The organism is Sphingorhabdus buctiana, assembly GCF_042680825.1.
In the GTDB taxonomy this organism is placed as follows: domain Bacteria; phylum Pseudomonadota; class Alphaproteobacteria; order Sphingomonadales; family Sphingomonadaceae; genus Sphingorhabdus_B; species Sphingorhabdus_B buctiana.
This window is the reverse complement of record NZ_JBHUEL010000007.1, coordinates 148,881-173,685: the sequence shown is the minus strand read 5'-3', so window position 1 is coordinate 173,685 and position 24,805 is coordinate 148,881. Positions and strand designations below refer to the sequence as shown.

At 59.0% G+C, this 24,805-nt stretch carries 23 protein-coding genes and 1 tRNA gene; 19 read left to right on the top strand and 5 right to left on the bottom strand.

Features of this window, described 5'->3' with window-relative positions; genetic code table 11:
* The first annotated feature begins 58 nt into the window (after positions 1 to 58).
* The 10 genes from ACFSAG_RS07935 to rplA all read left to right on the top strand — a co-directional run bounded on the left by ACFSAG_RS07935 (position 59) and on the right by rplA (position 9,553).
* Positions 59 to 1,432 carry a glutamate--cysteine ligase gene (locus tag ACFSAG_RS07935; RefSeq protein ID WP_381513231.1) on the top strand — a complete coding sequence of 458 codons (1,374 nt, stop codon included), beginning with the start codon at positions 59 to 61 and terminating at the stop codon, positions 1,430 to 1,432.
* A 171-nt stretch (positions 1,433 to 1,603) separates the two neighbouring features.
* Positions 1,604 to 3,847 (top strand): TonB-dependent receptor, encoded by a 2,244-nt coding sequence (locus tag ACFSAG_RS07930; protein WP_381513228.1) that lies wholly within the window; start codon positions 1,604 to 1,606, stop codon positions 3,845 to 3,847.
* Positions 3,848 to 3,947: 100 nt separating this feature from the next.
* Positions 3,948 to 4,023, top strand: a tRNA-Trp gene (locus tag ACFSAG_RS07925).
* An 85-nt stretch (positions 4,024 to 4,108) separates the two neighbouring features.
* A complete protein-coding gene (locus ACFSAG_RS07920; RefSeq protein ID WP_374614928.1) occupies positions 4,109 to 5,464 on the top strand; it encodes an MFS transporter in 1,356 nt (451 codons plus the stop codon).
* Between the two features lie 9 nt (positions 5,465 to 5,473).
* Positions 5,474 to 6,334: a phytanoyl-CoA dioxygenase family protein gene (locus ACFSAG_RS07915; protein ID WP_381513225.1), complete on the top strand. Its 861-nt coding sequence runs from the start codon at positions 5,474 to 5,476 to the stop codon at positions 6,332 to 6,334.
* A 126-nt stretch (positions 6,335 to 6,460) separates the two neighbouring features.
* Complete coding sequence (secE, locus tag ACFSAG_RS07910) at positions 6,461 to 6,658, top strand: preprotein translocase subunit SecE (protein WP_374614926.1); 198 nt, start codon at positions 6,461 to 6,463, stop codon at positions 6,656 to 6,658.
* Positions 6,659 to 6,695: 37 nt separating this feature from the next.
* Complete coding sequence (gene nusG, locus ACFSAG_RS07905) at positions 6,696 to 7,232, top strand: transcription termination/antitermination protein NusG (protein ID WP_374614925.1); 537 nt, start codon at positions 6,696 to 6,698, stop codon at positions 7,230 to 7,232.
* A gap of 49 nt (positions 7,233 to 7,281) precedes the next feature.
* Positions 7,282 to 8,214 carry an acyl-CoA thioesterase gene (locus ACFSAG_RS07900; protein ID WP_381513220.1) on the top strand — a complete coding sequence of 311 codons (933 nt, stop codon included), beginning with the start codon at positions 7,282 to 7,284 and terminating at the stop codon, positions 8,212 to 8,214.
* Positions 8,215 to 8,421: 207 nt separating this feature from the next.
* The gene (rplK, locus tag ACFSAG_RS07895) at positions 8,422 to 8,853 is read left to right on the top strand and encodes a 50S ribosomal protein L11 (protein ID WP_298601162.1); all 432 of its coding nucleotides are present in this window, start codon (positions 8,422 to 8,424) and stop codon (positions 8,851 to 8,853) included.
* Between the two features lie 4 nt (positions 8,854 to 8,857).
* Positions 8,858 to 9,553: a 50S ribosomal protein L1 gene (gene rplA / locus ACFSAG_RS07890; RefSeq protein ID WP_381513215.1), complete on the top strand. Its 696-nt coding sequence runs from the start codon at positions 8,858 to 8,860 to the stop codon at positions 9,551 to 9,553.
* A gap of 17 nt (positions 9,554 to 9,570) precedes the next feature.
* Here the strand turns inward: rplA and ACFSAG_RS07885 are convergent, their stop codons facing one another.
* From ACFSAG_RS07885 to ACFSAG_RS07865, 5 genes are all read right to left on the bottom strand, one after another.
* On the bottom strand, positions 9,571 to 11,130 hold the full coding sequence (locus tag ACFSAG_RS07885; RefSeq protein ID WP_381513211.1) for a sodium:solute symporter: 1,560 nt from the start codon (positions 11,128 to 11,130) through the stop codon (positions 9,571 to 9,573).
* Between the two features lie 56 nt (positions 11,131 to 11,186).
* Positions 11,187 to 11,966: a sulfite exporter TauE/SafE family protein gene (locus ACFSAG_RS07880; RefSeq protein ID WP_374614920.1), complete on the bottom strand. Its 780-nt coding sequence runs from the start codon at positions 11,964 to 11,966 to the stop codon at positions 11,187 to 11,189.
* A gap of 122 nt (positions 11,967 to 12,088) precedes the next feature.
* Positions 12,089 to 14,566 carry a TonB-dependent receptor gene (locus ACFSAG_RS07875; protein ID WP_381513208.1) on the bottom strand — a complete coding sequence of 826 codons (2,478 nt, stop codon included), beginning with the start codon at positions 14,564 to 14,566 and terminating at the stop codon, positions 12,089 to 12,091.
* Positions 14,567 to 14,667: 101 nt separating this feature from the next.
* Entirely contained in the window at positions 14,668 to 14,844 is a 177-nt protein-coding gene (locus ACFSAG_RS07870) for a YezD family protein (protein WP_374614918.1), read from the bottom strand.
* A gap of 119 nt (positions 14,845 to 14,963) precedes the next feature.
* Complete coding sequence (locus tag ACFSAG_RS07865; protein WP_374614916.1) at positions 14,964 to 15,392, bottom strand: RrF2 family transcriptional regulator; 429 nt, start codon at positions 15,390 to 15,392, stop codon at positions 14,964 to 14,966.
* A 229-nt stretch (positions 15,393 to 15,621) separates the two neighbouring features.
* Here ACFSAG_RS07865 and ACFSAG_RS07860 point away from each other — a divergent pair, with 229 nt between their 5' ends.
* From ACFSAG_RS07860 to rpoB, 9 genes are all read left to right on the top strand, one after another.
* Positions 15,622 to 15,831 carry a cold-shock protein gene (locus tag ACFSAG_RS07860; RefSeq protein ID WP_374614915.1) on the top strand — a complete coding sequence of 70 codons (210 nt, stop codon included), beginning with the start codon at positions 15,622 to 15,624 and terminating at the stop codon, positions 15,829 to 15,831.
* 4 nt (positions 15,832 to 15,835) lie between these two features.
* Positions 15,836 to 16,096 (top strand): translation initiation factor IF-1, encoded by a 261-nt coding sequence (gene infA / locus ACFSAG_RS07855; RefSeq protein ID WP_374614914.1) that lies wholly within the window; start codon positions 15,836 to 15,838, stop codon positions 16,094 to 16,096.
* Positions 16,097 to 16,117: 21 nt separating this feature from the next.
* A complete protein-coding gene (locus tag ACFSAG_RS07850) occupies positions 16,118 to 16,315 on the top strand; it encodes a hypothetical protein (protein WP_374614913.1) in 198 nt (65 codons plus the stop codon).
* Between the two features lie 157 nt (positions 16,316 to 16,472).
* Positions 16,473 to 17,795 carry a chromate efflux transporter gene (gene chrA, locus ACFSAG_RS07845; RefSeq protein WP_381513203.1) on the top strand — a complete coding sequence of 441 codons (1,323 nt, stop codon included), beginning with the start codon at positions 16,473 to 16,475 and terminating at the stop codon, positions 17,793 to 17,795.
* Between the two features lie 284 nt (positions 17,796 to 18,079).
* Positions 18,080 to 18,595 (top strand): 50S ribosomal protein L10, encoded by a 516-nt coding sequence (rplJ, locus tag ACFSAG_RS07840; RefSeq protein WP_374614911.1) that lies wholly within the window; start codon positions 18,080 to 18,082, stop codon positions 18,593 to 18,595.
* Between the two features lie 69 nt (positions 18,596 to 18,664).
* Positions 18,665 to 19,042 (top strand): 50S ribosomal protein L7/L12, encoded by a 378-nt coding sequence (gene rplL / locus ACFSAG_RS07835; RefSeq protein ID WP_374614910.1) that lies wholly within the window; start codon positions 18,665 to 18,667, stop codon positions 19,040 to 19,042.
* A gap of 99 nt (positions 19,043 to 19,141) precedes the next feature.
* Entirely contained in the window at positions 19,142 to 19,678 is a 537-nt protein-coding gene (locus ACFSAG_RS07830; protein WP_381513200.1) for an adenine phosphoribosyltransferase, read from the top strand.
* A complete protein-coding gene (locus tag ACFSAG_RS07825; protein ID WP_381513198.1) occupies positions 19,675 to 20,355 on the top strand; it encodes a 5'-methylthioadenosine/S-adenosylhomocysteine nucleosidase family protein in 681 nt (226 codons plus the stop codon). Before ACFSAG_RS07830 ends, ACFSAG_RS07825 begins: the two co-directional genes overlap by 4 nt.
* Before the next feature lie 230 nt (positions 20,356 to 20,585).
* Entirely contained in the window at positions 20,586 to 24,755 is a 4,170-nt protein-coding gene (gene rpoB, locus ACFSAG_RS07820; protein ID WP_381513196.1) for a DNA-directed RNA polymerase subunit beta, read from the top strand.
* The last annotated feature ends 50 nt before the right edge of the window (positions 24,756 to 24,805 follow it).

Genomic DNA, 24,805 nt, shown 5'->3' with positions numbered 1-24,805 from the left:
CGGGGTTGCCAAGCTAAATTTGCTGGCCAAGCGGTCCGGCGCTGCTTAAACGCACGCCATGAGCACTAAAACAGTTTCGAATCGCAACGATCCTGTGATCGAGAATCGCGATCAGCTGATCGCCGCAATGGCGAAGGGCGAGAAGCCCAAAGATCGGTGGCGCATCGGCACCGAGCATGAAAAGTTCGTCTATTGCCAGAAAGACCATCATGCCCCGTCTTATGACGAGCCCGGCGGCATCCGCGACCTGTTGATGGCGCTGACCGAATTTGGTTGGTCCCCGATCTACGAAGGCGACAATGTCATCGCGATGAGCGGGCCCGACGGCACCGTCAGCCTTGAGCCCGCTGGCCAGCTCGAACTGTCGGGCGCGCCGCTGGAAAACCTGCACCAAACTTGCGCCGAAACCGGTCGCCATTTGCAACAGGTGAAAGCGATAGGGGACAAGACTGGCAAGGCCTTCCTCGGGCTTGGCTTATGGCCCGACAAAACCCGTGCCGAGCTGCCGATCATGCCCAAGGGGCGCTATGACATCATGCTGCGCCACATGCCGCGCGTCGGCTCAATGGGCCTCGATATGATGCTGCGCACCTGCACCATCCAGGTCAATCTCGACTATTCGAGCGAAGCCGACATGGCGCACAAATTCCGCACCAGCCTGGCGCTGCAGCCCTTGGCGACAGCCTTGTTCGCCAACTCGCCTTTCCTCGAGGGCAAGCCCAATGGCTTCCTTTCCTATCGTAGCCATATCTGGTCGGATACCGATCCGGCGCGCACCGGCATGCTGCCTTTCGTGTTCGAAGACGGCTTTGGTTATGAACGCTACGCCGATTACATGCTCGATGTGCCGATGTACTTCGTTTACCGCGACGGGAAATATATCGACGCTGCCGGGCACAGCTTCCGCGATTTCCTGAAGGGCGAATTATCGGTGCTTCCCGGCGAAAAGCCGACGGCATCCGACTGGGAAGACCATATGTCGACTGCCTTCCCCGAAGTGCGGCTCAAAAGCTTCCTCGAAATGCGTGGTGCCGATGGCGGACCGTGGAGCCGCATTTGCGCCCTCCCAGCATTCTGGGTCGGCCTGCTTTACGATCAAGGCGCACTCGATGCAGCGTGGGACGAGGTCAAGCATTGGACGATGGAGGAACGCGAAGCGCTGCGTGCTGCGGTTCCGAAAATGGGTCTCGACGCCCCAATTGGTGGCGGCGGCAAGCTGCGTGACATTGCCGGCCGCATCGTCGAGATTGCCTCTGCCGGCCTGACCGCCCGCAACCGCCTCAACAGCGGCGGTGACAATGAAAGCGGCTTCATCGATCCGCTGCGCGAAGTCGTCGCCAGCGGCAAGACACCCGCCGAAATATTGCTCGACAAATATCACGGCGAATGGGGCGGCGACATCAGCCGCGTCTATGCCGAAATGAGCTTCTAGACGGGCTTTTTCCCACTGTAACATCGATGCAACACAGCGATCGGAATCGCCTTCAAAACTGGCGTAATTCCTTGACGTTGAGGCGCTTTACCCTATTTGCAGCGCCAGTTGGAGCAGCAGATTGAACGACCGCTCTACTTAACCACTGCATTTTCAGGGAGCAGTACCGCCATGCGCACCTTTGCACCGTCTATTCTGGCAATTGCCATCGCCACCACCAGCTTCGCTACCCCCGCATTCGCCCAGAGCGAAGCGGCAGCCGACGAAGGCTTGGGTGAAATCGTCGTTACCGCACAGCGCCGTGAGGAAAACCTGCAAGACGTCCCGCTTTCGGTCGACGTCGTTTCGGGTGACAAGCTTGCCGCCATCAACTCCGGCGGTGCAGATATCCGTGCGCTTGCGGGCCGCGTACCCAGCCTCAACATCGAAAGCTCGTTCGGCCGCACATTTCCACGTTTCTATATTCGCGGTCTCGGCAACACCGACTTTGACCTGAACGCGTCGCAGCCGGTCAGCTTGGTCTATGATGATGTCGTTCTCGAAAACCCGATCCTCAAGGGTTTCCCTGTATTTGACGTTGCACGTGTTGAAGTGCTGCGCGGACCGCAAGGCACGCTGTTTGGCCGCAACACTCCGGCCGGTATCGTCAAGTTCGACAGCGTCCGTCCCGATTCCGACCAGAATTACTTCAAAGGCAGCTTTGGCCGTTTTAACTCGGTGGGCCTCGAAACCGGCATTGGCGGCAATCTGAGCGACAGCGTTTCGGCGCGCGTTTCGGGCCTGTACCAACGCCGTAGCGATTGGGTCGACAATATCGCCGATCCGGGCAGCAACGACCTCGAAGGCTATAGCGACGTTGCGCTGCGCGGCCAGTTGCAGTTCGCACCGGGTGAAAACGTGAAGCTGCGCGTAACCGGCCAATATCGCGACTTCAAGGGAACGGCCCGCGTCTTCCGTGCCAACATGTTTGTCCCCGGCAGCAACGACCTGCGCGGCCTTTCGAGCGCCACCAGCGAATTCGAACGTGACAAGGTGTGGACTGATGGCCTCAATTTCCAGCGCCTGAAGCTCGCCAATCTTGCCGGAACGCTCGAATGGGATCTGGGCGCAGCTACGCTGACCTCGGTCACCGCTTGGTGGTCGGGCAAATATCGCAGCCGCGGTGATATCGATGGCGGCTTCGGCGCGTCCTTCCTGCCGGTTTCGGGCCCGGGCTTCATTCCCTTCTCTGCAAACTCGCGCGACGACGTGCCTGATCTTGATCAGTACACGCAGGAAATCCGCTTGTCCTCAAACAACGATGAAGGCCTGAAATGGCAGGCTGGCGTCTTCTACTTCAACGAAGACCTGGCGATTGCATCGTACAATTATGACACCCCAACCGGTACTTCGCCGAGCGTCACCGCTACCCAACAGCAAAGCTCAAAAGCGTGGGGCGTTTTCGGTAGCCTGACCTATCCGGTGACCGAGCAACTCTCGCTGACAGCCGGTGCGCGTTACAATAACGACAAGCGCCGCCTCGATGTCGAACGCAGCGGCTTCTTCGGTGCCATCGGCACCGGCTTTGCCCGCGTCAAGGACGACAACCTGACCTGGGACCTGAGCGCAACCTACGAAGCCAGCGACGACATCAACCTTTATGCCCGCGTGGCAAAGGGTTATCGCGCACCTTCGATCCAGGGCCGTGCGCTGTTCGTCTTCACCACGGTGCAGGATGCAATCAGCACCGCGGATTCGGAAACGATCCTGTCGTTTGAAGGCGGCGTGAAGGCCAATCTTGGCAACCGCGCACGCTTCAATCTGTCGGTCTACAAATATGATCTCAACGATGCCCAGCTGACCGCAGTTGGTGGGGCCAGCAACGCTGCCAAGCTGATCAATGCCGATAATGTCGACGGCTATGGTTTCGAAGCCGAGTTCGAAGCGCGTCCGGTTGATAACCTCGTGCTGACGGCAGGCCTCAGCTACAACCGTGCAAAGATTGACGATCCCAATGCCTTTATTACTGGCTGCGGCGGCGGTTGCACCGTGACCGATCCGGTCCGTGCCGGTTCGCCGGGCATCTATTCGATCGATGGCAACCAGCTGCCGCAAGCGCCCAAATGGTCGGCCAACTGGACCGCAGGTTATGGCATCCCTGTCGGCAGCGGCAGCGGCGAAGTCTATTTCTTCACCGACTGGGCTTATCGTTCGAAGGTGAATTTCTTCCTCTACACCTCGGAAGAGTTCAATGACGATCATATGCTCGAAGGCGGCCTGCGCGCCGGCTATCGCAGCGATCGTGTCGACATCGCGGCGTTTGTCCGCAACATCACCAACGATGTTTCAGCCGTTGGCGGCATCGACTTCAACAACCTGACCGGTTTCGTCAACGAACCGCGGATCTGGGGCCTCGAGTTCGGTCTCAAATTCTGATTGGTCCGAAAAACCATAAAGGGGGCAGGCATGCGAGAGCGTGCTTGCCCCTTTCATTTGTAGGCGCTAAGGGCGCCTTTCTTCGCAGATGCGAATCTGCAGGGGTGTAGCTCAGCTGGTAGAGCATCGGTCTCCAAAACCGAGGGCCACGGGTTCGAATCCTGTCACCCCTGCCATTTCCTTCGGGATGGCATTTTCTCCTTGAACATTGCGCGATTGCTACTCACACAGGTGTAAACAACGCTGTGTGAGGAGAATGGCGTGCAGCAAGGCATCGGCACAACTGCCGAAGGTGGCGACGCGAATATTTCGCGCCGGACCGCGATTTACTATTCGGCCAGCGTTGGCCCGATTGCCATCATGGGCTTGCCGCTTTCGATCTACCTTCCACCTTATATCAGCGACGGCGGGGTGGTTGCCGTAGCGCTGGTCGGGCTGATGTTCTCGCTCAGCACCTTGTGGGATGGCCTCGTCGATCCCTTGATCGGCACGATGATCGATCGCAAATCGAAAGGGGATGCGCCGCACCGCCGATGGATGGCGCGGGCCGCTGTCCCGCTGGTGCTTCTGCTCGCATTGCTGGTCAGCATCGGTGACCGGCTCGAATTCTGGGCACTACTGCCGCTCTTGCTGCTCTATTATTCCTGCTACAGCCTTTTCGACGTCGCTCATCTGGCCTGGGGATCAGCGCTTTCAAATGGCCGTTCAGAGGTCAGTGCGCGCTTGTTCGGTGCGCGTGAATATACTGCAAAATTTGTCCTCGTCGTCGCCTTTGCTGCCCCCGCGCTCGCACAATATCTGATACCCGATATCAGCCTGCAGGGCCGGATCGTCGCCTATGTCAGCCTGGTCGCGATTGCGATGCCGCTCGCCTTGCTGGCAAACCGAAAGGTACCGGGCCGACCGGTAGCGATCGAGCCGGGCTTTGGTTGGCGCAAGGAACTCAAACTATCGCTGCAGTCGCCATCGCTACTTTTGATACTCCTGGTTCAGTTCCTCAACGCCTTTGCTTTTGGCGCGATGGCATCGACCTATATCTTCTTTGCAGAGGCCTATCTCCGGCTCGACCAATATGGCTCGCTCCTTTTGTTCCTGACCTTTGTTGGCGGAGCGATCACCACGCCGTTGTGGGTTTATGCCGCGCGCAAGCTGGGCAAACCCAAGGGAATGATGCTAATGTGCTCGACGCTTATATTTTTGCTGATCGGCGGACTGCAGCTGCCATTGGCAGGCCAGCTGCTGCCATCCGCCATCTACACCCTTATCTTGGGCGGTGCCTTCATGGGGTTGATTTTCATTTTCGGTATGATTGCCGATTATGCCCCGGTCGATGCGCAGATTTGCGGTCGCGACCGAACAGCCTTCATTTTCGCGAGCGGCAATTTAATGCAAAAGTTCGGCAACGCCTCCGCGCTTGCCATTTCCTATTGGCTACTGGGATATTTCGGTTTCGATCCAAGCAATGCAGAGGCGCATGGCAAAACGGTCCGCAACATCTGGGGCGGGTTGCCTGTTATCGGCTGGGGACTGGCCGGGATCATCGCCCTGTTCCTCGTCCGCCAGCCATGGGCACAGGTTCAACAGTTGCCGCTTCCCCGCAAGGCGATGGCAGGTTAGGCTGCACGGATGGAGAGCGAGAACTGGCAAGAGTCGATAGGCGATACCGCGCGATTTGCGGCGCTGCGTGCGCAATATGATCGTGACGGATATCTGATCTTTCCCTCGGTTCTAACGCCGGAGAAAGTGGCAGCATTGCGCGCGGAGCTTGCTCCGCACCTCGATCAGAACATATCGGGGCGCAACGATTTTGAAGGGCTGAAGACCAACCGCGTCTATGCGATGCTGGCCAAATCCCCTCTGTTCGCCGAGCTTGCCATCCACCCGCTGGTGCTCGCCTTTGCCGAGGCCGAACTGGGGCGCGAATGCCTGCTTTCTGCCTGCCTTGCGATCAACATCCACCCCGGTGAAACGGTGCAGCCCTGGCATTATGACGATAGCCATTACCGCCTTCCACGGCCGCGCGATTCGCTCGGTCTCTCCGCTTTTTGGACCATTGACGAGACCACCGAAGAAAATGGCGCAACCGAAATATTGCCCGGCAGCCACCTTTGGCCTGAACAGCAAATTGCCGGGGGCAATACATTTTCGACATTCAGCGATCGCAGCGAAAAGAGCCAGGATGATGATCCCGGCGCGCGGCCCGACGCCGTAAAGGCCGTTATGCCCGCTGGTTCGCTGATGATCGCCAAGGGGACGTTGTGGCACCGCGGCGGTGCCAACCGGTCTGCAAAGCCCCGACTTATCATCACCCCGCAATATTGCCCGGGCTGGATGCGCACGCTCGAAAATATGAGCCTTGCCGTGCCTGCCGAAATAGCCGCTACGCTGCCCGAACGTGCGCGCGAGTTGATTGGCTATTCGATCCACCCGCCTTTCATGGGCTATGTCGACGGGATGCACCCAAGGCGTTTGCTTGCCTCCCAATGACACTTGCGACTCTGGGGAATCGCCGTTAAAGGGCTAGTCTTTCCGAAATCGGATCCTATATCGCTCCCGGCCTGAAACCGAGAGCGATGGCGGCTATCCGGTGGGCGCGATTACAGGATTTGGACAATGGCAAAAACCAGCCCCGGTGAATTCATCCGTCAGGTGCGTGCCGAAATCGGCAAGGTCGTTTGGCCAACCCGGCAGGAAACCACGCAGACGGCAATCATGGTGCTGATCATGACGATCATCCTTGCCATTTTCTTCCTGGGCGTCGACGCCTTTTTCAACATGGTGGTGAAGGGGCTGCTCAGCCTCGCGCAATAAGCGCATCGAACCTCAACAGGCCGAAAGACTGATACACATGGCACGCTGGTACATCATCCACGCTTATTCGGGTTTTGAAAACAAGGTCCGCGACCAGATTCTCTCCGAGGCGGAGCGTAAGGGCCTCGCCGCGCTCGTCGAATCGGTCGAAGTACCGACCGAGCAGGTCACCGAAGTCCGCCGTGGCAAGAAGGTAAAGGCCGAACGCAAATTCTTCCCCGGCTATGTGCTGGCGAAGCTGAACATGAACGACGATGTCTACCACCTCGTCAAGAACACCCCCAAGGTGACTGGCTTCCTCGGCGCGAACAACAAGCCGCAGCCGATCAGCGAAGCCGAAGCTGCACGCATCCTCAACACCAAGGAAGAACTGGCAGCCGCGCCGAAGAAGCGCGTCGCAGTCGATTACGAAATCGGCGATCAGGTGAAGGTGATGAGCGGCCCGTTCGCGAGCTTCAACGGTGTCGTCGAAGAACTCGATTTCGACAAGAACCGCGTCAAGGTTTCGGTATCGATCTTTGGCCGCGCAACGCCGGTCGAACTCGATTTCGAGGAAGTCGAATTGATGAAGTAATGGCCGCGAGCGGCCAGCTTCAATTTCAGATCAATTCGGGGGCTTTGGCATGACTGCAGGAAAACACAACCCTGAGATCATGGCCCGCATCGAACGCGCCCGTGCCCTGTTTGACTCCGTACCTGCAGACGAAATGGTGGATAGCGTAAGCCGCCTCTTTGAACTGCAGCCTGACGAAGCGACGGACGAATTCATTTATCCCGCCCAGCCGCACACCAATCGGGCGCGGATATTCGGAGGGCAGGTTGTCGCCCAATCACTGATAGCGGCCGCGCGAACTGTCGAACCCGAAAAGCAGATTCACTCATTACACGCCTATTTCCTTCGCGGCGGGCAGGAAACCGCCCCATTGCATTTCCGCGTCCACCGCGACTTTGACGGGCGCAGCTTTTCCAACCGCCGCGTGGTCGTACGCCAGGAAGGCAAGGTCATTTTCAACCTGACGGCATCGTTCCAGGTGCCTGACCCGGGCCTTGCCCACCAGGTTCCAATGCCCGACCTGCTGCCGCCCGAACAATGCCTGGATTTCACCGACTTCATCGCGCTGAGCCCAAATATGGACGATCGGTTGCTGCAACAGCTTTCGAAACCGCGCCCGTTCGAAATGCGCAGCTTTCGCCCGGCACCCAAGGAAAAGGCGACCCAACACTATCAATGGTTCCGCCTGCGCGGCTCGATCGGCGATGATCCGCTGTTAAACCGCGCTTTCCTGTCCTTCGCCTCCGATATGGGGCTGCTATCGTCGTCGATGCTCCCGCACGGTCTTAACTGGACGACACCCGGGTTGTTTTCGACCAGCCTCGACCATGCGATGTGGTTCCACAATGATGTGCGGGTAGAGGACTGGTTTGTCTATGTGATGGATAGCGGGTGGACCGGTAACAGCCGCGGCATCAACCATGGATATATCTACCGTCAGGACGGAACGTTGATCGCCTCGGTGGTGCAGGAAGGGTTGCTGCGTTACAAGGCGCCGGCTTGAGTCTTAGCGGAATCAGGAAAACCCCGGTTTTCTGCTTTATTTCCCCATGCAAATGCGCTAACGGCGCGCCTTCCGTGAATCTCCGGATTCGGGAAACCCGTGCGGGAGGAGGGAACCAAGGCATTTGGAACCCTCTGTTTGACCGCTTAATTTGATCCACCATCGTCCTTGTGGCTTTGGCGGAGACAGAATGAAAGGAGGCCAATCATGGCCAAGAAAATTGACGGCTATATCAGCCTGCAGGTGCCCGCTGGTGCCGCAACCCCCTCCCCGCCGATCGGCCCTGCGCTCGGTCAGCGTGGTGTGAACATCATGGAATTCTGCAAGGCGTTCAACGCCGCGACTGGCGACCTTGAAAAGGGCACGCCGATCCCGACCAAGATCACCGTATTCTCGGACAAGAGCTTCACGTTCGCGACCAAGTCGCCGCCGGCAACCTTCCTCATCAAGAAGGTGCTTGGCCTGAAGTCGGGTTCGAAAGAACCGGGCAAGGTGACCGCAGGCAAGATCACGCGCAAGCAGCTTGAAGAAGTTGCAACGCTGAAGATGAAGGATCTGAACGCGAACGACATGGACGCTGCGGTCAAGATCATTGCAGGTTCGGCTACGGCCATGGGCCTCGAAGTGGTGGAGGGCTAAGCACATGGCTAAACTGACCAAGAAGGCAAAGACCCTCGCAGCGCTCGACGCTGAAAAGCTCTATGGCGTTGATGAAGCGCTGAAGACCATCAAGGAACTGGCCACCGCCAAGTTTGACGAAACCATCGAAGTCGCGCTGAACCTTGGCGTTGACCCGCGTCACGCTGACCAGATGGTCCGTGGCATGGTTTCGCTGCCTGCCGGTACGGGCAAGGACATGAAGGTCGCCGTGTTCGCACGTGGCGACAAGGCCGAAGCTGCAACCGCGGCTGGCGCCGACAAGGTTGGCGCTGAAGACCTGATGGAAGACATGCAGGCCGGCAACCTCGACTATGACCGCGTGATCGCGACGCCCGACATGATGGGCATCGTCGGCCGCCTCGGCAAGGTGCTGGGCCCCAAGGGCCTGATGCCGAACCCGAAGCTGGGCACCGTGACCATGGACGTCGCCGAAGCCGTCAAGGCTGCCAAGGCTGGCCAGGTTGAGTTCCGCGTTGAAAAGCAGGGCATCATCCACAGCGGCATCGGCAAGAAGAGCTTCTCCGACGCTGACCTGCGCAAGAATTTCGACGCGCTGGTCGATGCCATCATCAAGGCAAAGCCGTCGGGCTCGAAGGGCAAATATGTCCGCAAGATCGCGATCAGCTCGACCATGGGCCCCGGCCTGAAGGTTGACGTAGCAGACGTCGCTGGCGCCTAAGCCAGACTAAAACCGAATTACGAAAGGGTCGGGGGCAACCCTGGCCCTTTTGCTTTGCCCAAAAGGCAGGTGATGAACGCCAGCCCCGCGCCAATGCACAGCTGCCAGGGGAAGGCGAGGCCCTTCATAGCAGCAGGCAGGCCAAGACTGTCGACGACATAATGCTGTTGCAGCAGGATCGCGAAAAAACCCACCGCTAGCGCAGCAATCACCGAAGCGGTCGAGCCGCGCCGCGTGAACAGCACCGTCGCATAGACGCCGAGCAATCCTGAATAGGCAAAGGTCATCACGCCGAGCACAAATTCGAGCAGGGGCATGTCGGTGTAACGCTGCCAGTAGAAGCAAAGGATCGACATTGCGAACAAGGCGAGCGCGAGCAGGATCATCGCCCAGCGCCCGGCATTGACATAATGATGTTCACCCACCGCAGCGCCACGACGTTCCTTCCAAGGCCGGTAAAAATCACTCACCAGCACGGCGGACATCGAGATCAGCCCCGAATTGATCGCCGCCGCGGCGATTACGCCTACAGTGATCAGGCCGCGCACCCCCGGCGGGATTTCGGAAAGGATGAACGACATGAAGATGGTGATTTTCTCCCCCGAAAAGCCCTGCATCACGCTCGCGCTCACCCCCATCAGGTCGGGCCGTTCGTAAAAGATGTGCAGCAGCGAGCCGATAGCCATGAACAAAGCAACCACCGGTATCGTCATCCACATTGAAAGATAGAGCGCGTGCTTTCCTGCCTTCGCATCCTCACATGCAAGGAACCGCTGGCTGGTGTCCTGATCGAGCCCGGCATTGCCGATGTTGAGCAGCACCAGTCCGGTCAGGATCGCCCAGATGGTGAAGGGCTTTGACCAATCGAGCGACCAGTCGAACAAGCGCAATTTGTCGACGTCCCCCGGCGCATGGCGCAGCCCTTCCCAGATTTCGGATGCGGGTGCGGGGATTCGGTTCCACAGCAGGAAAAACACAATAAGCGCGCCGCCGACATAGAGCACCACCTGCACCAGATCGCTCCAGATCACCGCATTGAGCCCGCCGAACAACGTGAAGACAATGCCGAACACCACCAGCACTGCAGAGGCGATCAATATGTGCTGCGGCTCTACATCCAGGAAGATGATCATCGAAACCGCGATCGCCGCGAGATAGAGCCGCGCCCCGCTCGCCAGCACGCGCCCGACCAGATACATCCCCGCCGCCGCGCGCCGCGCCGTCCGGTCGAACCGCTGCTCGAGCAGCTCATAAACCGTGGTCACGCCAAGCGCATAATAGCGCGGGATCAGCAGCCGCGCGACAAAGGCTGCTGCGATGATCGCGGCGAAATTGCTGGTGAGGTAGCTCCAGTCGCCACGATAGCTGTTATCCGGCGCACCCAGAAAGGTCGCGGCGGATTGCATCGTCGACAGCGCGGAAATCGCGACCAGCCAGGCGGGCGCATGATGCCCAGCAAGGAAATAGTCATCGGCCTTGTCCGGATTGCGCCGCGACGACCACCAGGCCGCGAGCGCCAGCAGCGCAACATAAAGCCCGAGCACCGCCCAGTCATAACCCGTATATGCAAGCGGCATCCGGCCCCCTCTCCCTTGGGAGGGAGTGAAAGCCTATCGCCGCTGCAAAAGCAAGCTTAGGCCGAAAGCGCCTTGTACAGGCTGAACAGGCTGGTCGCGGTCAGCACGATTCCGACCATCAGCAGCAAGGTCTTGGGCGGAACTCGCTTGGCAATATAGCCGCCGAGCGGCGCAGCCAGAAGCCCACCGATCAGCAGGCCGCCGGTCACCTGTGTGAATGCCTCGACCCCGATCGTGAACAGGAACATCGCCGAGACCGTGAAGGTGAGGAAAAACTCAGCGGTGTTCACTGTGCCGACCGTCTTGCGCGGATCGGTGCCCTGGATGAGGAGGTTCGACGTCACCACGGGCCCCCAGCCGCCGCCGCCCGACGCATCGAGGAAACCGCCAACAAGGCCGAGCGGCACCGTCACCTTCGGGTCCTTCGCCTTGGGCAATTGCGGATAGCTGATCGCTTTGTAGAGTAGGTAAAAGCCAAGGCAGGTGAGGTAGAGCATCACCAGCGGGCGGGCGACATCGGCATGGATGTTCGACAGCACATAGGCACCCAGCGCGCCGCCAATCACCCCGGGAACGGCAATCCGTGCGAACAGTTTCCAGTCGACATTCTTGTGCAAGACATGGCTGATGCCCGAGGCACCGGTGGTGAACATTTCCACCAGATGCACACCGGCCGAAGCGCGCGCCGGCGGCACCCCCATGACGCTAACGAGCAGCGTCGAACAGATCACGCCAAAGGCCATGCCCAATGCACCGTCGACCAACTGCGCGGCGAAACCGATGGCAATGAAGGGCGCTATCGAGGACCAATCGAACGTGGTGGCGAATTCTATCATCTGGACCTCATCAAGGTAGCCGTAACGGCAACTGCATATCTGGAGTTGGCAGAATCCACCATAGCGATGCCCTTCCGAAATTGTTTTGCCCGAGCAAGCTTTGCTTTAGCGATGGCCATGCGTCAGAAGCTCACCTTCACCGTTCCGCCGAAAGTTCGCGGATCGCCGAGTTGTCCGGCAATCAGCCCGACATTGCTGGGGGCGACCTGGAGCAGGTCGAAATAGTCGACGTCGAAAACATTCCTGACCCATCCGTAGATCTCAAACTTGTCCGAACGGAATCCGACGCGATAGTTGGAAAGCGCATAGCCCTCGATATTGGTGTAGATTGACGGCGAGGGATTAGATGAAAAGCCAGAGCGGTAATTTCCATCGAACCCGACGTAGAGCTGGCCCTCAGTGGCAAGGAAGGTCAACGGCGTGTTGACTTCCGCGCCATAGGAAATCGCCCATTTCGACACACCGGGCAGTCGCTGGCCCGAAATGTCACAATTGGCCGGGCTGAACCCGCCCGCGGTTCCCGGCGGGCTAGCCGGATTGGCCGCCGTGGCGGTGGTTCCACCAGCGAGTTCGGGTGGGCAAGGCGCGTCGACAAAGCGGGCATATTTCGCATCAGTATATGCGGCATTGGCATAGGCGCTCAAACGGTCACTCGGCCTGATCTTGAAATCTGCTTCCAGACCCTGTGAGCGGACCTTACCCGCGTTCGCAAGAAAGCCGCGCAACACGCCCAACTGGCCGTTGGTCACCGTCGCCTGATAATTTTTGATATCAGTCCGGAACGCCGCGAGGTTGAACGTCGCCTTGCGGTCCCAAAGCTGGGTTTTGATACCCACCTCGAAATGGTTGACTGACTCGGGTTTGATGACGCCCGCTGCAAGAATCGGATTGCCAGCCGCATCGGTAGGAAGGCCGTTCTGGTTGATGCCCACCGTCTTGAAGCTTTTGGCGTAGGTTGCATAGGCAAGCACGTCTTCGGTAAGCTTGTAATTGGCATTGAAATCATAGCTGAAATTCCAGTCCGATACCGATGGCGCACTCAACTGCGGCTGGTATACGCCGCACTGCGCCGCCGTGATCGTTCCTACTGCTGGTGCAGGGTTGAAGCAGGATATCTCCATCCCTGCGCCGTCAGTCACCCGTCGTTGGTAAAAGCCTTCTTTCTTGTCGTAGTTCAGGCGGACACCGGGCTGGATCGTCAGCGCATCGGTCACTTTCAAGCTGAGCTGTCCGAACAATGCCGCGCTGGTGCTTTTCAGATACTGGGTATTCGATGCGGTCAGGCCGTTGAGGACGGCGGGATTGGTTGCAAGTGCGCCGGTCAGGTTCCAACGGCTGGCGTTGATGCCTTGCTGTTCGACCCCCTGTGTATCGATCCGTTGCTTGAAACCAAATGCACCCAGCACGAAATCGATTGTGTCGCCCGAATAGTTGTAGCGGAATTCCTGGCTATATTGATCCTGCTGCGATGGGTTCTGCGACTTTGCCACGATCGACAGGCCGGTGAAGTCGCGGTCATTTTCCGGTCTCCAATCCCAGAAACGCCAAGCGGTGATCGAGGTGAATGTGCCGGGCCCGGCATCCCATTTGACCTTCAGCGATGCGCCACCAATTTTGTTGCCTGCATTCAGGCTGGCATCGATGTCGGTCAACCGGTCGAACGGATTGCGGCTGACAACGCTATATCCTTGTGCCGCAGCCAGCGCTTCATATTGCCGCGCCAGCGCGCGCTGCGTGCGTCCGACACGGACGAACACGGTGCCGCAGCATTCAGGATTCTGCTTGCTGTAATCACCAGACAGCGTGACGCTGAGATCATCGTTCGGCTGGAACAAGAGCGTGCCGCGAAGGCCGAGATTGTCTTGCTCATTGATGTAACGATCGCTGCGTACGTTGAAGATTGTGCCACGGCGGCTGGTCGTGGCGACAGCAACTCGCGCGGCGATCTTATCCGACAAAGGCCCCGAAATCGCTGCCTTCGCCTGTCTGAAATTCAGGTTGCCGACGGTCAATTCGGCCCTGCCCTCAAAGTCGAATGTAGGCTGGTTCGTCGTGATGTTGATCGCGCCTGCGGTTGTGTTCTTGCCGTACAGAGTGCCTTGCGGGCCGCGCAGCACCTCGACCTGTTCGACGTCAAGGAAATCAAAAGTCGCGGCAGCAACGCGGGCATTGTAGACATCATCGACATAGATGCCGACGCCCTGTTCAAAGCCGTCGCTGGTAAGGCCGAAAGGCACACCAAGCCCACGGATATTGACCGATGTGTTGCGGGGATTTGAAGTGTACACTTGTAGTGTTGGAGCAAGCTGCTGAAGCTTGACCACGTTGAAATTCCCAGTCGATTCGATGCTATCACCGCGAATGACCGATATGGCGAGCGGCACTTCCTGCGCGGTTTCCTGGCGGCGGCGCGCGGTTACGATGATAACGTCGCCACGGCTGACTTCGTCGCCATCTTGTTGGGCCGCGCTGTCCTGAACGTCTTCGGCCAGTTCGGAGTTGGCGTTCGCGGCAGATGTTTCCGCATAGGCGGTTTGGGAAGATAGAAATGCCCAACTAAGGGCGATTACGGCAGTAGATGCCTTTGTCGATCGGTGCATGTTCCAGTCCTGTCACGGAATGAGTTTGGAAAAGGAAATGCATCCGGTCGTCCGGTCTGCAGTCTGGCCTTGGAAGGCCGGAAGAGTTCAGGTTTCGAGTTTCAGTTGGAGAAGCGTTGGCGCTCGGTGATGTCGACTTGGACGAGCTTGCCCTCGTGCACAGTCAACTGGATCGCACCGAATTTCAGCTTGCCCAGTGCATCAAGCACTGCCTGCAAGGCTGGCGATTTTGCGGCGTTGGCGCTTTCCCCCAAATGTTCATGGTCGGTATTGGCCATAGGCTGTTCCTCCTGGTCTGAGGAGCGCATGGCTATAGTCAACCGATTAAGTTGACAATTCAATATTTGCTTCACGTCGACCAAAAGAAAGTTTTGTCGGCTGAATCGAATATGGCGGTTCAGTCCGCCATCACGCCCATGTCGATGGGGTCCGCCAAGCTGATCCGGTCGAGCACCGCAGCGGTTTCATCACGCACCCGCAGCATCAGGGCGCGCATGCGGCACTCGCTTTCCTCAACGCAATTCTTGCATTTTTCATGCGCAAAGCGGCTGGCGCAGGGGACGAGCGCGAGCGAACCTCGGCTGAGCCGGATGATGTCGCCATAGCTGATATCGACCGGCGGCAGTGCCAGCTCATATCCGCCATCGCGCCCGCGCTGCGAAACGACAATGCCTGCCCGGCTCATTTCAGACAGGATGACGGTCAGGAACTTGGCGGGAATATTCTGCGCCTCGGCAATTTCGGTCAGCGGCACCAGACCCTGCTGGTACTTGTCCGCAAGGTGCATCAGCGCGCGGATTGTATAGCGGGTCTTTTGCGAAAGCATTCTCTACTTATGGAGTAGAGAGCGCCCTGCTGCAAGGTCGTTTGCTAATAGATGGCTTATCTGCTATTGCAGCTTTGCTATCGTCGAACGCGACGGAAATTTGAGGTGCAATTCGGGTCAAGTCCAAAGGACTGGTCTGGCACGCGCAACGTCTTTTCTCACACGACCCTGGCTTCCCCGCTTGGCGCTGTTGCCAAGCGGACAATAGTTTCGTGAAAGGAACGACCTTATGCCTATTGGCACCGTAAAATTCTTCAACACCGAAAAAGGCTATGGCTTTATCGCACCCGATGGCGGCGGCGATGACAGCTTTGTCCACATCACAGCCGTGATGGCAGCGGGCATGTCCTCGCTCGATAAGGACCAGCGCCTCAACTACGAAGTCGAAGCTGGCCGCGACGGCAAGAAAGCCGCCGTCAACCTTTCGGCAGCTGACTGAGCCCTTGGCCAAAGAAGAGCTTTTGACGCTCGAAGGGGTGATCGATGAAATCCTGCCCGATGGCCGCTTTGGCGTCGTGCTGGAAAACGAACACCGGATTATCGCTTACACGGCGGGGAAGATGCGGAAATTCCGCATCCGCTCCGTCGTGGGCGACCGGGTCCATGTCGAAATGACACCCTACGACCTCTCCAAAGGGCGTATTATCTTCCGCGAGCGCACACCCGGCGTGGGCCCCGGCCCTCGCAACGCGCGGCGCCGCTAAACCAGAAAAGGAGTCGCTGAAATGGCTACCGTGGAATTCTATCGCGAGCGTGCCGCGCAATCCGAACGCGAAGCCAATGTTGCGACACTCGCCAATGTCCGTGAGCGGCTTCTGGTCGCCCGCGACACCTGGACCGAAATGGCCGACAAAGCCGAGGGCGTGCTGAAAAGCCGCGCCGCAGCCGAAGCCGAAAAGCAGGCCCTGACCGCTGCCAGCTAAAGCCGGGCTTTGCCTGCTGCTATCTAAAAAATATTGCGAGCCCCGGCTGGCGTCGTTAATCGATGCGGACCGGGGCAAAGCGACCTCCCGGTCAAGCCATTGTGCTGCAATGGCTCAAGCGTTGCCATTTTGACCGCCTTTGGCGGACGAAAGGAGCATGCTTGTGAAGGATACCAACCCCGCTACGCTTGGAGAATTGACCCGCTTGTTTGGCAAGATCGGGCTGATCAGCTTTGGTGGGCCTGCCGGCCAGATAGCGTTGATGCACGAGGAAGTGGTCGACCGGAAAAAATGGGTCAGCGAAGAAGAATATCTGCAGGCGCTCAACCTGTGCCACCTGCTGCCTGGGCCAGAGGCACAGCAACTGGCCGCATGGATTGGCTGGCGGCTCCACGGTACGCTTGGCGGATTGATCGCTGGGCTGCTGTTCGTAATCCCGGGCGCGATCGTGATGCTCGGATTGTCAGCGCTCTATGTCGTCTCGATGCAGGTTGATTGGCTGCAAGGGCTGTTTTTTGGGATCAAGGCAGCGGTGCTCGCGATCGTGCTGCAGGCGCTGCTGCGCATCGGCGGTAAGGCGCTGACCACCCCGGCCAAGCGGGCGCTGGCCGTCATTGCCTTTATCGCGCTGTTCGCGCTGCACATTCCCTTCCCCATCCTTATTTTCAGCGCAGCGATTGTGGGCGCGGTCGTCGCATGGAAGGCACCTGACTGGTTCGCGCTCAAGCCGGTCGAAGCACGTGCGACTGCTTCAAGCGGCCATTGGCTGGCGCATGTCGCGAAAACGGTCGGCATTTGGGGAGTAGTATGGGCAGCGCCTATGGTCGCTATCCTCCTCACGCTCGGGCAGGAACATGTACTCTGGAAAGTTGGCAGTTTTTTCTCACAATTGGCGATCGTCACCTTTGGCGGCGCTTATGCGGTGCTAGCTTATATGGCGCAGGAAGCGGTCAACGGATTTGGCTGGTTGAGCGCAGGGGAAATGGCAGACGGGTTGGGGCTTGCCGAAACAACGCCGGGTCCATTGATCCTCGTGACGCAGTTTGTCGGCTTCCTCGCAGGTTTCCGGGCGCCCGCACCATTTGATCCCTGGGCGGCGGGGGTGCTTGCGGCCCTGCTCACCACCTGGGTCACCTTTGCGCCATGCTTCTTATGGATCTTTGCGCTGGCCCCGTTGATGGAGCGGATGCGCAGCATCGCCTGGCTGCAAGGAAGCCTTGCCGCCATCACCGCCGCCGTGGTCGGGGTAATCGCAAACCTGTCAATCTGGTTCGCGCTGCATGTGTTGTTCCGCACTGTCGGGGAACTGGATGTAGGTATCGGTTCGATATGGTGGCCGCACTGGTCTTCGCTGGATTTGAAAGCCTTGGCCATCGGGCTGGCCGCAGGTGGAATGCTGTTCGGCCTGAAATGGGGCATCATCCGAACACTGGCTATTTGCGCGCTGGCTGGACTCGCTCTGGGTGCGGTCGCGGCTTGACTCTTGGTCGATAGCTGCTAATGGCCGCCCCCGACCGGAGGGTTCGCCCTCTACGTCACCGTCCGAGACAGTTGGTGACCGGAATTTGCCGGTCTTAATTTCCAGCCTAGACGGGGATAGAGATTTCAGGTGCGTTTGCGCACCTTCGCTTATGCAATTCGCGCCTTGCGATTGCCGGCATGAAACTTCCCCACGGACTTAAGCTAGCGGATTACCCATCCGGGTGATTTCGCGATTTCGTGTTGGGTTTGTCCCTCGGGCAGGCCCAGTGATTGGAGTAATGCATGAACCGTTCTGAAAAGACCGAAGCGGTTGAAGCGCTGAACGCAACTTTCAAGGAAGCCGCGGTTGTCGTGGTCACCCGTAACCTGGGCCTGACCGTCGCACAATCGACCGACCTCCGCCTGAAGATGCGCGAAGCGGGAGCCGGCTACAAGGTCGCCAAGAACCGCCTTGCCAAGATCGCATTGAATGACACGCAGTATGAACCGCTCAGCGACCTGCTGACCGGCCCGACTGCGCTTGCCACATCGGGTGATCCGGTGGCTGCCGCCAAGGTTGCCGTCGAATTCGCCAAGACCAACGACAAGCTTGAAATTGTCGGCGGTGCGATGGGCTCGACCGTCCTCGATGTCGAAGGTGTCAAGGCGCTGGCTTCAATGCCGTCGCTCGACGAACTGCGCGCCAAGATTGTCGGCCTTGTACAGGCCCCGGCAACCAAGGTTGTTCAGGTCATCAGCGCACCGGCTGGACAGCTGGCACGGGTTTTTGGCGCGTACGCCGCCAAGGAAGCCGCATAATTTGTTCATATCACCGCGCGGCGAGCGATCGCGTGGGTAGAATTGCATAGAAATTGGAGTGTTATTGAAATGGCTGATATCGCAAAGCTGGTAGAAGAACTGAGCAAGCTGACCGTCCTCGAAGCAGCTGACCTCGCCAAGGCCCTCGAAGAAGCATGGGGCGTTTCCGCCGCTGCTGCTGTTGCTGTCGCAGCTCCTGCTGCTGGCGGTGCTCCGGCTGCTGCTGCTGAAGAGCAGACCGAATTCGACGTGATCCTGACCGGCGACGGCGGCAACAAGATTGCTGTCATCAAGGAAGTCCGCGCCATCACCAACCTCGGCCTGACCGAAGCCAAGGCTCTCGTTGAGTCGGCTCCGAAGGCGATCAAGGAAGGCGTTTCGAAGGCTGAAGCCGAAGAAATCAAGGCGAAGATCACCGCTGCTGGCGGCACCGTCGACCTCAAGTAATCGACTTTTCCCCGACGGGGGAAATGGAAAGGGCGGTCTGCGCAAGCGGGCCGCCCTTTTTCTTTTGCGCTTTCAGAGTGCTCGCGGCATTTACCCGTCATGACCGACAATGCCGATCTCGCCGCACTCATCCGCACTATCCCCGATTATCCCAAGCCGGGCATATTGTTCCGCGATGTTTCAACGCTGCTGCTCGATGGGGAGGGGTTTCGTAAAACCATCGACCGCATTGCCGCGATGGTGGCGACTGACACCCAATTGATCGCAGGTATCGAAGCGCGCGGGTTCATCGTAGCGGCCGGGCTGAGCTATGCGCTGGGGTTGGGCAAGCTTATGCTGCGCAAACCCGGCAAGTTACCCGGCGAAAAGATCGGTATCGATTACCAGCTCGAATATGGCACTGACCGGATCGAATTGCACAAGGGCCAGGTGACCGCGGGGCAGAAAGTGGTGCTGGTTGATGACTTGATAGCGACCGGCGGCACCGCGCTTGCGGGGATCGAACTGATCCGGCAGGCAGGCGGCATCGTAGAGCAAGCGTTGTTCATCGTCGATCTGCCTGAATTGGGCGGGGCCGAAAAATTGCGCGCCGCGGGCGTTGAACCGACCGCCTTGATCGGGTTTGACGGGCATTGAGCAAAATTAAATCTATTCTCCTCCTCGCCGCTCTCGCTGAAGAGGCCGATGCTTTTCTTGAGGGGCAAGGCCGCATCGTCGAGGGCGAGCCGCTGCCGGTGCGCATGGTCGAAACCGATGTTGCGCAAATCAAGATTGTCACCTGCGGCCTAGGCAAGGTGAATACGGCGCTGGCCGTCGGGCGATATGCCGATGCATCGACGTCCCTTGTCGTGATGACCGGAACGTGCGGACGGATTGGGGCAATCGAGGGCGATTGCTTCTGGATCGCGAGGGCTATCCAGCATGATTATGGCGCGCGGCAGGCAGAGGGTTTCGTGCATTATCGCGCGGGCGACTGGCCGATGGGCGAGGCGCGCGACCATGCCTTTTCCGCCATGCGCGACCCCGGGCTTGGCTTGCCCCACGCGACCATTGCCAGCGGCGATGTTTTCCTCGAATGCGCTGATACCGCGGAAGCGCTCGCACAGCGGCTCGACGTCCATCTTGTCGACATGGAGGTAGCCGCCGTCGCGCAGGCCGCCGAGGCGCTTGGCCTGCCATGGGCCGCTATCAAGGCGGTCACCGATTGCGCCGATGGCGAAAGCGCAGGCGATTTCAATGCGAACCTCAAGCGGGCCGCGCGCAAGGCAGCAGAAGCGATGGAGCGACTGATCGAGGAAATCGCCGCCAATTGAGCGGGGCTGCGCTTGACCGGCAACCCACTTTTCCGTATATCAACACGCATACGCCGTATCTTTCGGGACCGGGGCAAAAACGCGCATTGCCTCCAACGAATTGAAAGATAAGGTTTTCCGACGCGCTCAGGCTGCTGGTTGCTTCCCGAATCCGGGGGCGATGCCATGCGGCCTTTTCGTTGTCGGGTCCTTGCGCTCAAAAATGATATAGACGAGGCTGAGCAACCCACATGGCTAAAGCAGCGGTTTCCGCATCGCTGGGCGCATCTACCGCCCTCTCGCGCACCAAGCGCATTCGCAAGATTTTTGGCGACATCCACGAAGTGATCGACATGCCGAACCTCATCGAGGTTCAGCGCGAGAGCTATGAACAGTTCCTGCGTTCGGATCCTTCGATCGGTTATGTTTCGGGTCTAGAAAAGACGCTGCGCAGTGTATTCCCGATCCGTGATTTCGCCGGCACCTGCGAACTCGACTTCGTCAATTACGAACTCGAAGACCCCAAATATGACGTGGAGGAATGCCGCCAGCGCGGTATCACCTATTCGGCGCAGATGAAGGTCACGCTCCGCCTGATCGTCTTTGAAGTCGACCCTGAAACCGAAGCGCGTTCGGTTCTCGATATCAAGGAGCAGGACGTTTACATGGGCGAAATGCCGCTCATGACCGAGAACGGCACCTTCTTCATCAACGGCACCGAGCGCGTGATCGTCTCGCAGATGCACCGTTCGCCGGGCGTTTTGTTCGACCATGACCGTGGCAAGACCCACTCGTCGGGCAAATATCTCTTCGCCGCTCGCGTGATCCCCTATCGTGGTTCGTGGCTCGACTTTGAATTCGACGCGAAAGACATCGTCAACGTCCGCATCGACCGCAAGCGCAAGCTGCCGGTGACGACGCTGCTTTATTCGCTCGGCCTCAACAGCGAGGAAATCCTCAACCATTTCTACGACCGCGTAACCTTTGCCCGTGCAAAGGGTGGCTGGAAGATTCCGTTCAATGCCGAACAATGGCGCGCGTCCAAGCCGAGCTTTGACATCGTCGACGCCAAGTCGGGCGAGGTCATCTTCCCCGCTGGCCAGAAAATCACGCCGCGCGCCGCCAACAAGGCACTCAAGGACGGCCTGACCGACTTGCTGATCCCGACCGAAGAAATCTTTGGCCGTTATTCGGCATTCGACTTGGTCGACGACAAGACCGGCCGCATCTATGTTGAGGCTGGCGATGAAATCACCGCTGAAAATCTCGAGGCGCTCGACAAGGTGGGCATCGACAGCATCGAACTGCTCGACATCGACCATGTCATCACCGGCGCCTGGATGCGCAACACGCTGAAGGCCGACAAGGCCGAGAACCGCGACATGGGCCTCGATGCAATCTACCGCGTCATGCGCCCTGGCGAACCGCCGACCCGCGAAACCGCCGAAGCGCTGTTTGCCGGCCTGTTCTTCGATCCCGATCGTTACGACTTGTCGGCAGTCGGTCGCGTGAAGCTCAACATGCGTCTTGGCCTTGATGCCGAAGACACGCTGACCACACTGCGCACCGAAGATATCCTCGCGGTGGTCAAGGAACTGGTCAACCTGAAGGACGGCAAGGGCGAGATCGATGATATCGACAATCTCGGCAACCGCCGTGTCCGTTCGGTAGGCGAGCTTCTGGAAAACCAGTATCGCGTCGGCCTGCTCCGCATGGAACGTGCGGTCAAGGAACGCATGAGCTCGGTCGACGTTTCGACCGTGATGCCGAACGACCTGATCAACGCCAAGCCGGCTGTCGCAGCCGTCCGCGAATTCTTCGGTTCCTCGCAGCTGTCGCAGTTCATGGACCAGACCAACCCGTTGTCGGAAGTCACCCACAAGCGCCGCGTTTCGGCACTTGGACCGGGCGGCCTAACCCGTGAGCGTGCGGGCTTCGAAGTCCGCGACGTCCACCCGACACACTATGGCCGTATCTGCCCGATTGAAACGCCGGAAGGCCCGAACATCGGTCTGATCAACTCGCTCGCGTCGTTCAGCCGCGTGAACAAATATGGCTTCATCGAAACCCCGTACCGCAGGGTCGTCGACGGCAAGGTGACCGAAGAGGTCGTCTATCTGTCGGCAATGGAAGAAGCCAAGCACACCATCGCGCAGGCGAACGCCGAACTGAACGCCGATGGCAGCTTTGTCGAAGAACTGATCTCCGCACGTGAAGCGGGCGAGTTCCTGATGGCCCCGCGCGGCCAGATCACGCTGATGGACGTCAGCCCCAAGCAGCTGGTTTCGGTTGCAGCATCGCTCATTCCCTTCCTGGAAAATGACGACGCCAACCGCGCGCTGATGGGTTCGAACATGCAACGCCAGGCCGTGCCGCTGCTCCGCGCAGAGGCGCCGTTTGTTGGCACCGGCATGGAAGCCACAGTTGCGCGCGATTCGGGCGCTGCGATTGCGGCCCGCCGCACTGGCGTTGTCGACCAGGTTGACGCAACGCGTATCGTGATCCGCGTCACCGGCGAAGTCGAAGCCGGCCAGTCGGGCGTCGACATCTACACGCTGCAGAAATACCAGCGTTCGAACCAGTCGACCTGCATCAACCAGAAGCCGTTGGTGAAGGTAGGTGACGAAGTGCTGGCTGGCGATATCATCGCTGACGGCCCGTCGACCGAACTGGGTGAACTGGCCTTGGGCAAGAACGCGCTCGTCGCCTTCATGCCCTGGAACGGCTACAACTATGAAGACTCGATCCTGATCAGCGAACGCATCGTGAAGGACGACGTCTTCACCTCGATCCACATCGAGGAATTCGAAGTCATGGCTCGCGACACCAAGCTTGGGCCTGAGGACATCACCCGCGACATCCCGAATGTCGGCGAAGAAGCGCTTCGTAACCTCGACGAGGCAGGCATCGTCTATATCGGTGCCGAAGTGCATCCGGGCGATATCCTGGTCGGCAAGATCACCCCCAAGGGTGAATCGCCGATGACCCCTGAGGAAAAGCTGCTTCGCGCGATCTTCGGCGAAAAGGCCAGCGACGTACGCGACACCTCGCTCCGGCTGCCGCCGGGCGTTTCGGGTACCGTCGTCGAAGTGCGCGTTTTCAACCGCCACGGCATCGACAAGGACGAGCGTGCGATGGCCATCGAGCGCGAGGAAATCGAACGCCTTGCGAAGGACCGTGAAGACGAACGCTCGATCCTCAACCGCGCCACCTATAACCGCCTGAAGGATATGCTGCTCGGCCAGACTGCCGCCGCAAGCCCCAAGGGTATCAAGAAGGGTGAAAAGATTTCGGAGGAAAACCTTGCCGAAGTCGAACGTCACGAATGGTGGAAGATCGCGGTCACCGACGACAAGGTCCAGGCTGACCTTGAAGCGGTGAAGGCGCAGTATGACGAGACCGTCAAGGCGATCCAGGAGAAGTTCGAGGACCGCAAGGAGAAGCTCGAACGTGGCGACGAACTCGCCCCGGGCGTGCTCAAGATGGTCAAGGTCTTCGTTGCCATCAAGCGCAAGCTGCAGCCGGGCGACAAGATGGCCGGCCGCCATGGTAACAAGGGTATCATCAGCCGCATCCTGCCGCAGGAAGACATGCCCTTCCTCGCCGATGGTACGCCGGTCGATTTCGTGCTCAACCCGCTGGGCGTGCCTTCGCGCATGAACGTCGGTCAGATCTTCGAAACCCATCTGGGCTGGGCCGCACGCGGCCTTGGCAAGCAGATCCAGGCGGCATTGGAAGATTGGCGCGATGCCAACCCGAACCCCGAAGCCGGCGCAGCCCCCGAAGCGGTGCGCGAACGCCTGGTTGACATCTATGGCGACAATTACACCGCCGAGATCAAGGGTCGTTCGGATGCGGAAATCATCGAACTGGCCGAGCATCTGACTGCAGGCGTCCCGATGGGAACGCCGGTGTTCGACGGTGCGAAGGAACAGGACGTTGCCGACATGCTGGCACGCGCCGGTTTCGACGTATCGGGCCAGAGCGACCTTTACGATGGCCGCACCGGTGACAAGTTCGACCGCAAGGTGACCGTGGGCTATATGTACATGCTCAAGCTGCACCACCTCGTCGACGACAAGATCCATGCCCGCTCGATCGGCCCCTACAGCCTCGTCACCCAGCAGCCGCTGGGCGGTAAGGCCCAGTTCGGTGGCCAGCGCTTCGGGGAAATGGAGGTCTGGGCGCTTCAGGCCTATGGCGCAGCCTATACGCTGCAGGAAATGCTGACGGTGAAATCGGACGACGTTGTCGGCCGCACCAAGGTCTACGAAGCGATCGTCAAGGGCGACGACACCTTCGAAGCCGGCATTCCGGAGAGCTTCAACGTTCTCGTCAAGGAAATGCGCTCGCTCGGCCTCAACGTCGACTTGAAGTCGATCAACGATGAGGAAGACGACCTGCCGGAGGCGGCGGAATAAGGAAGCCGGGCGGCAGTGATGCCGCCCCTTTCCCGCCCCATGGATGAATT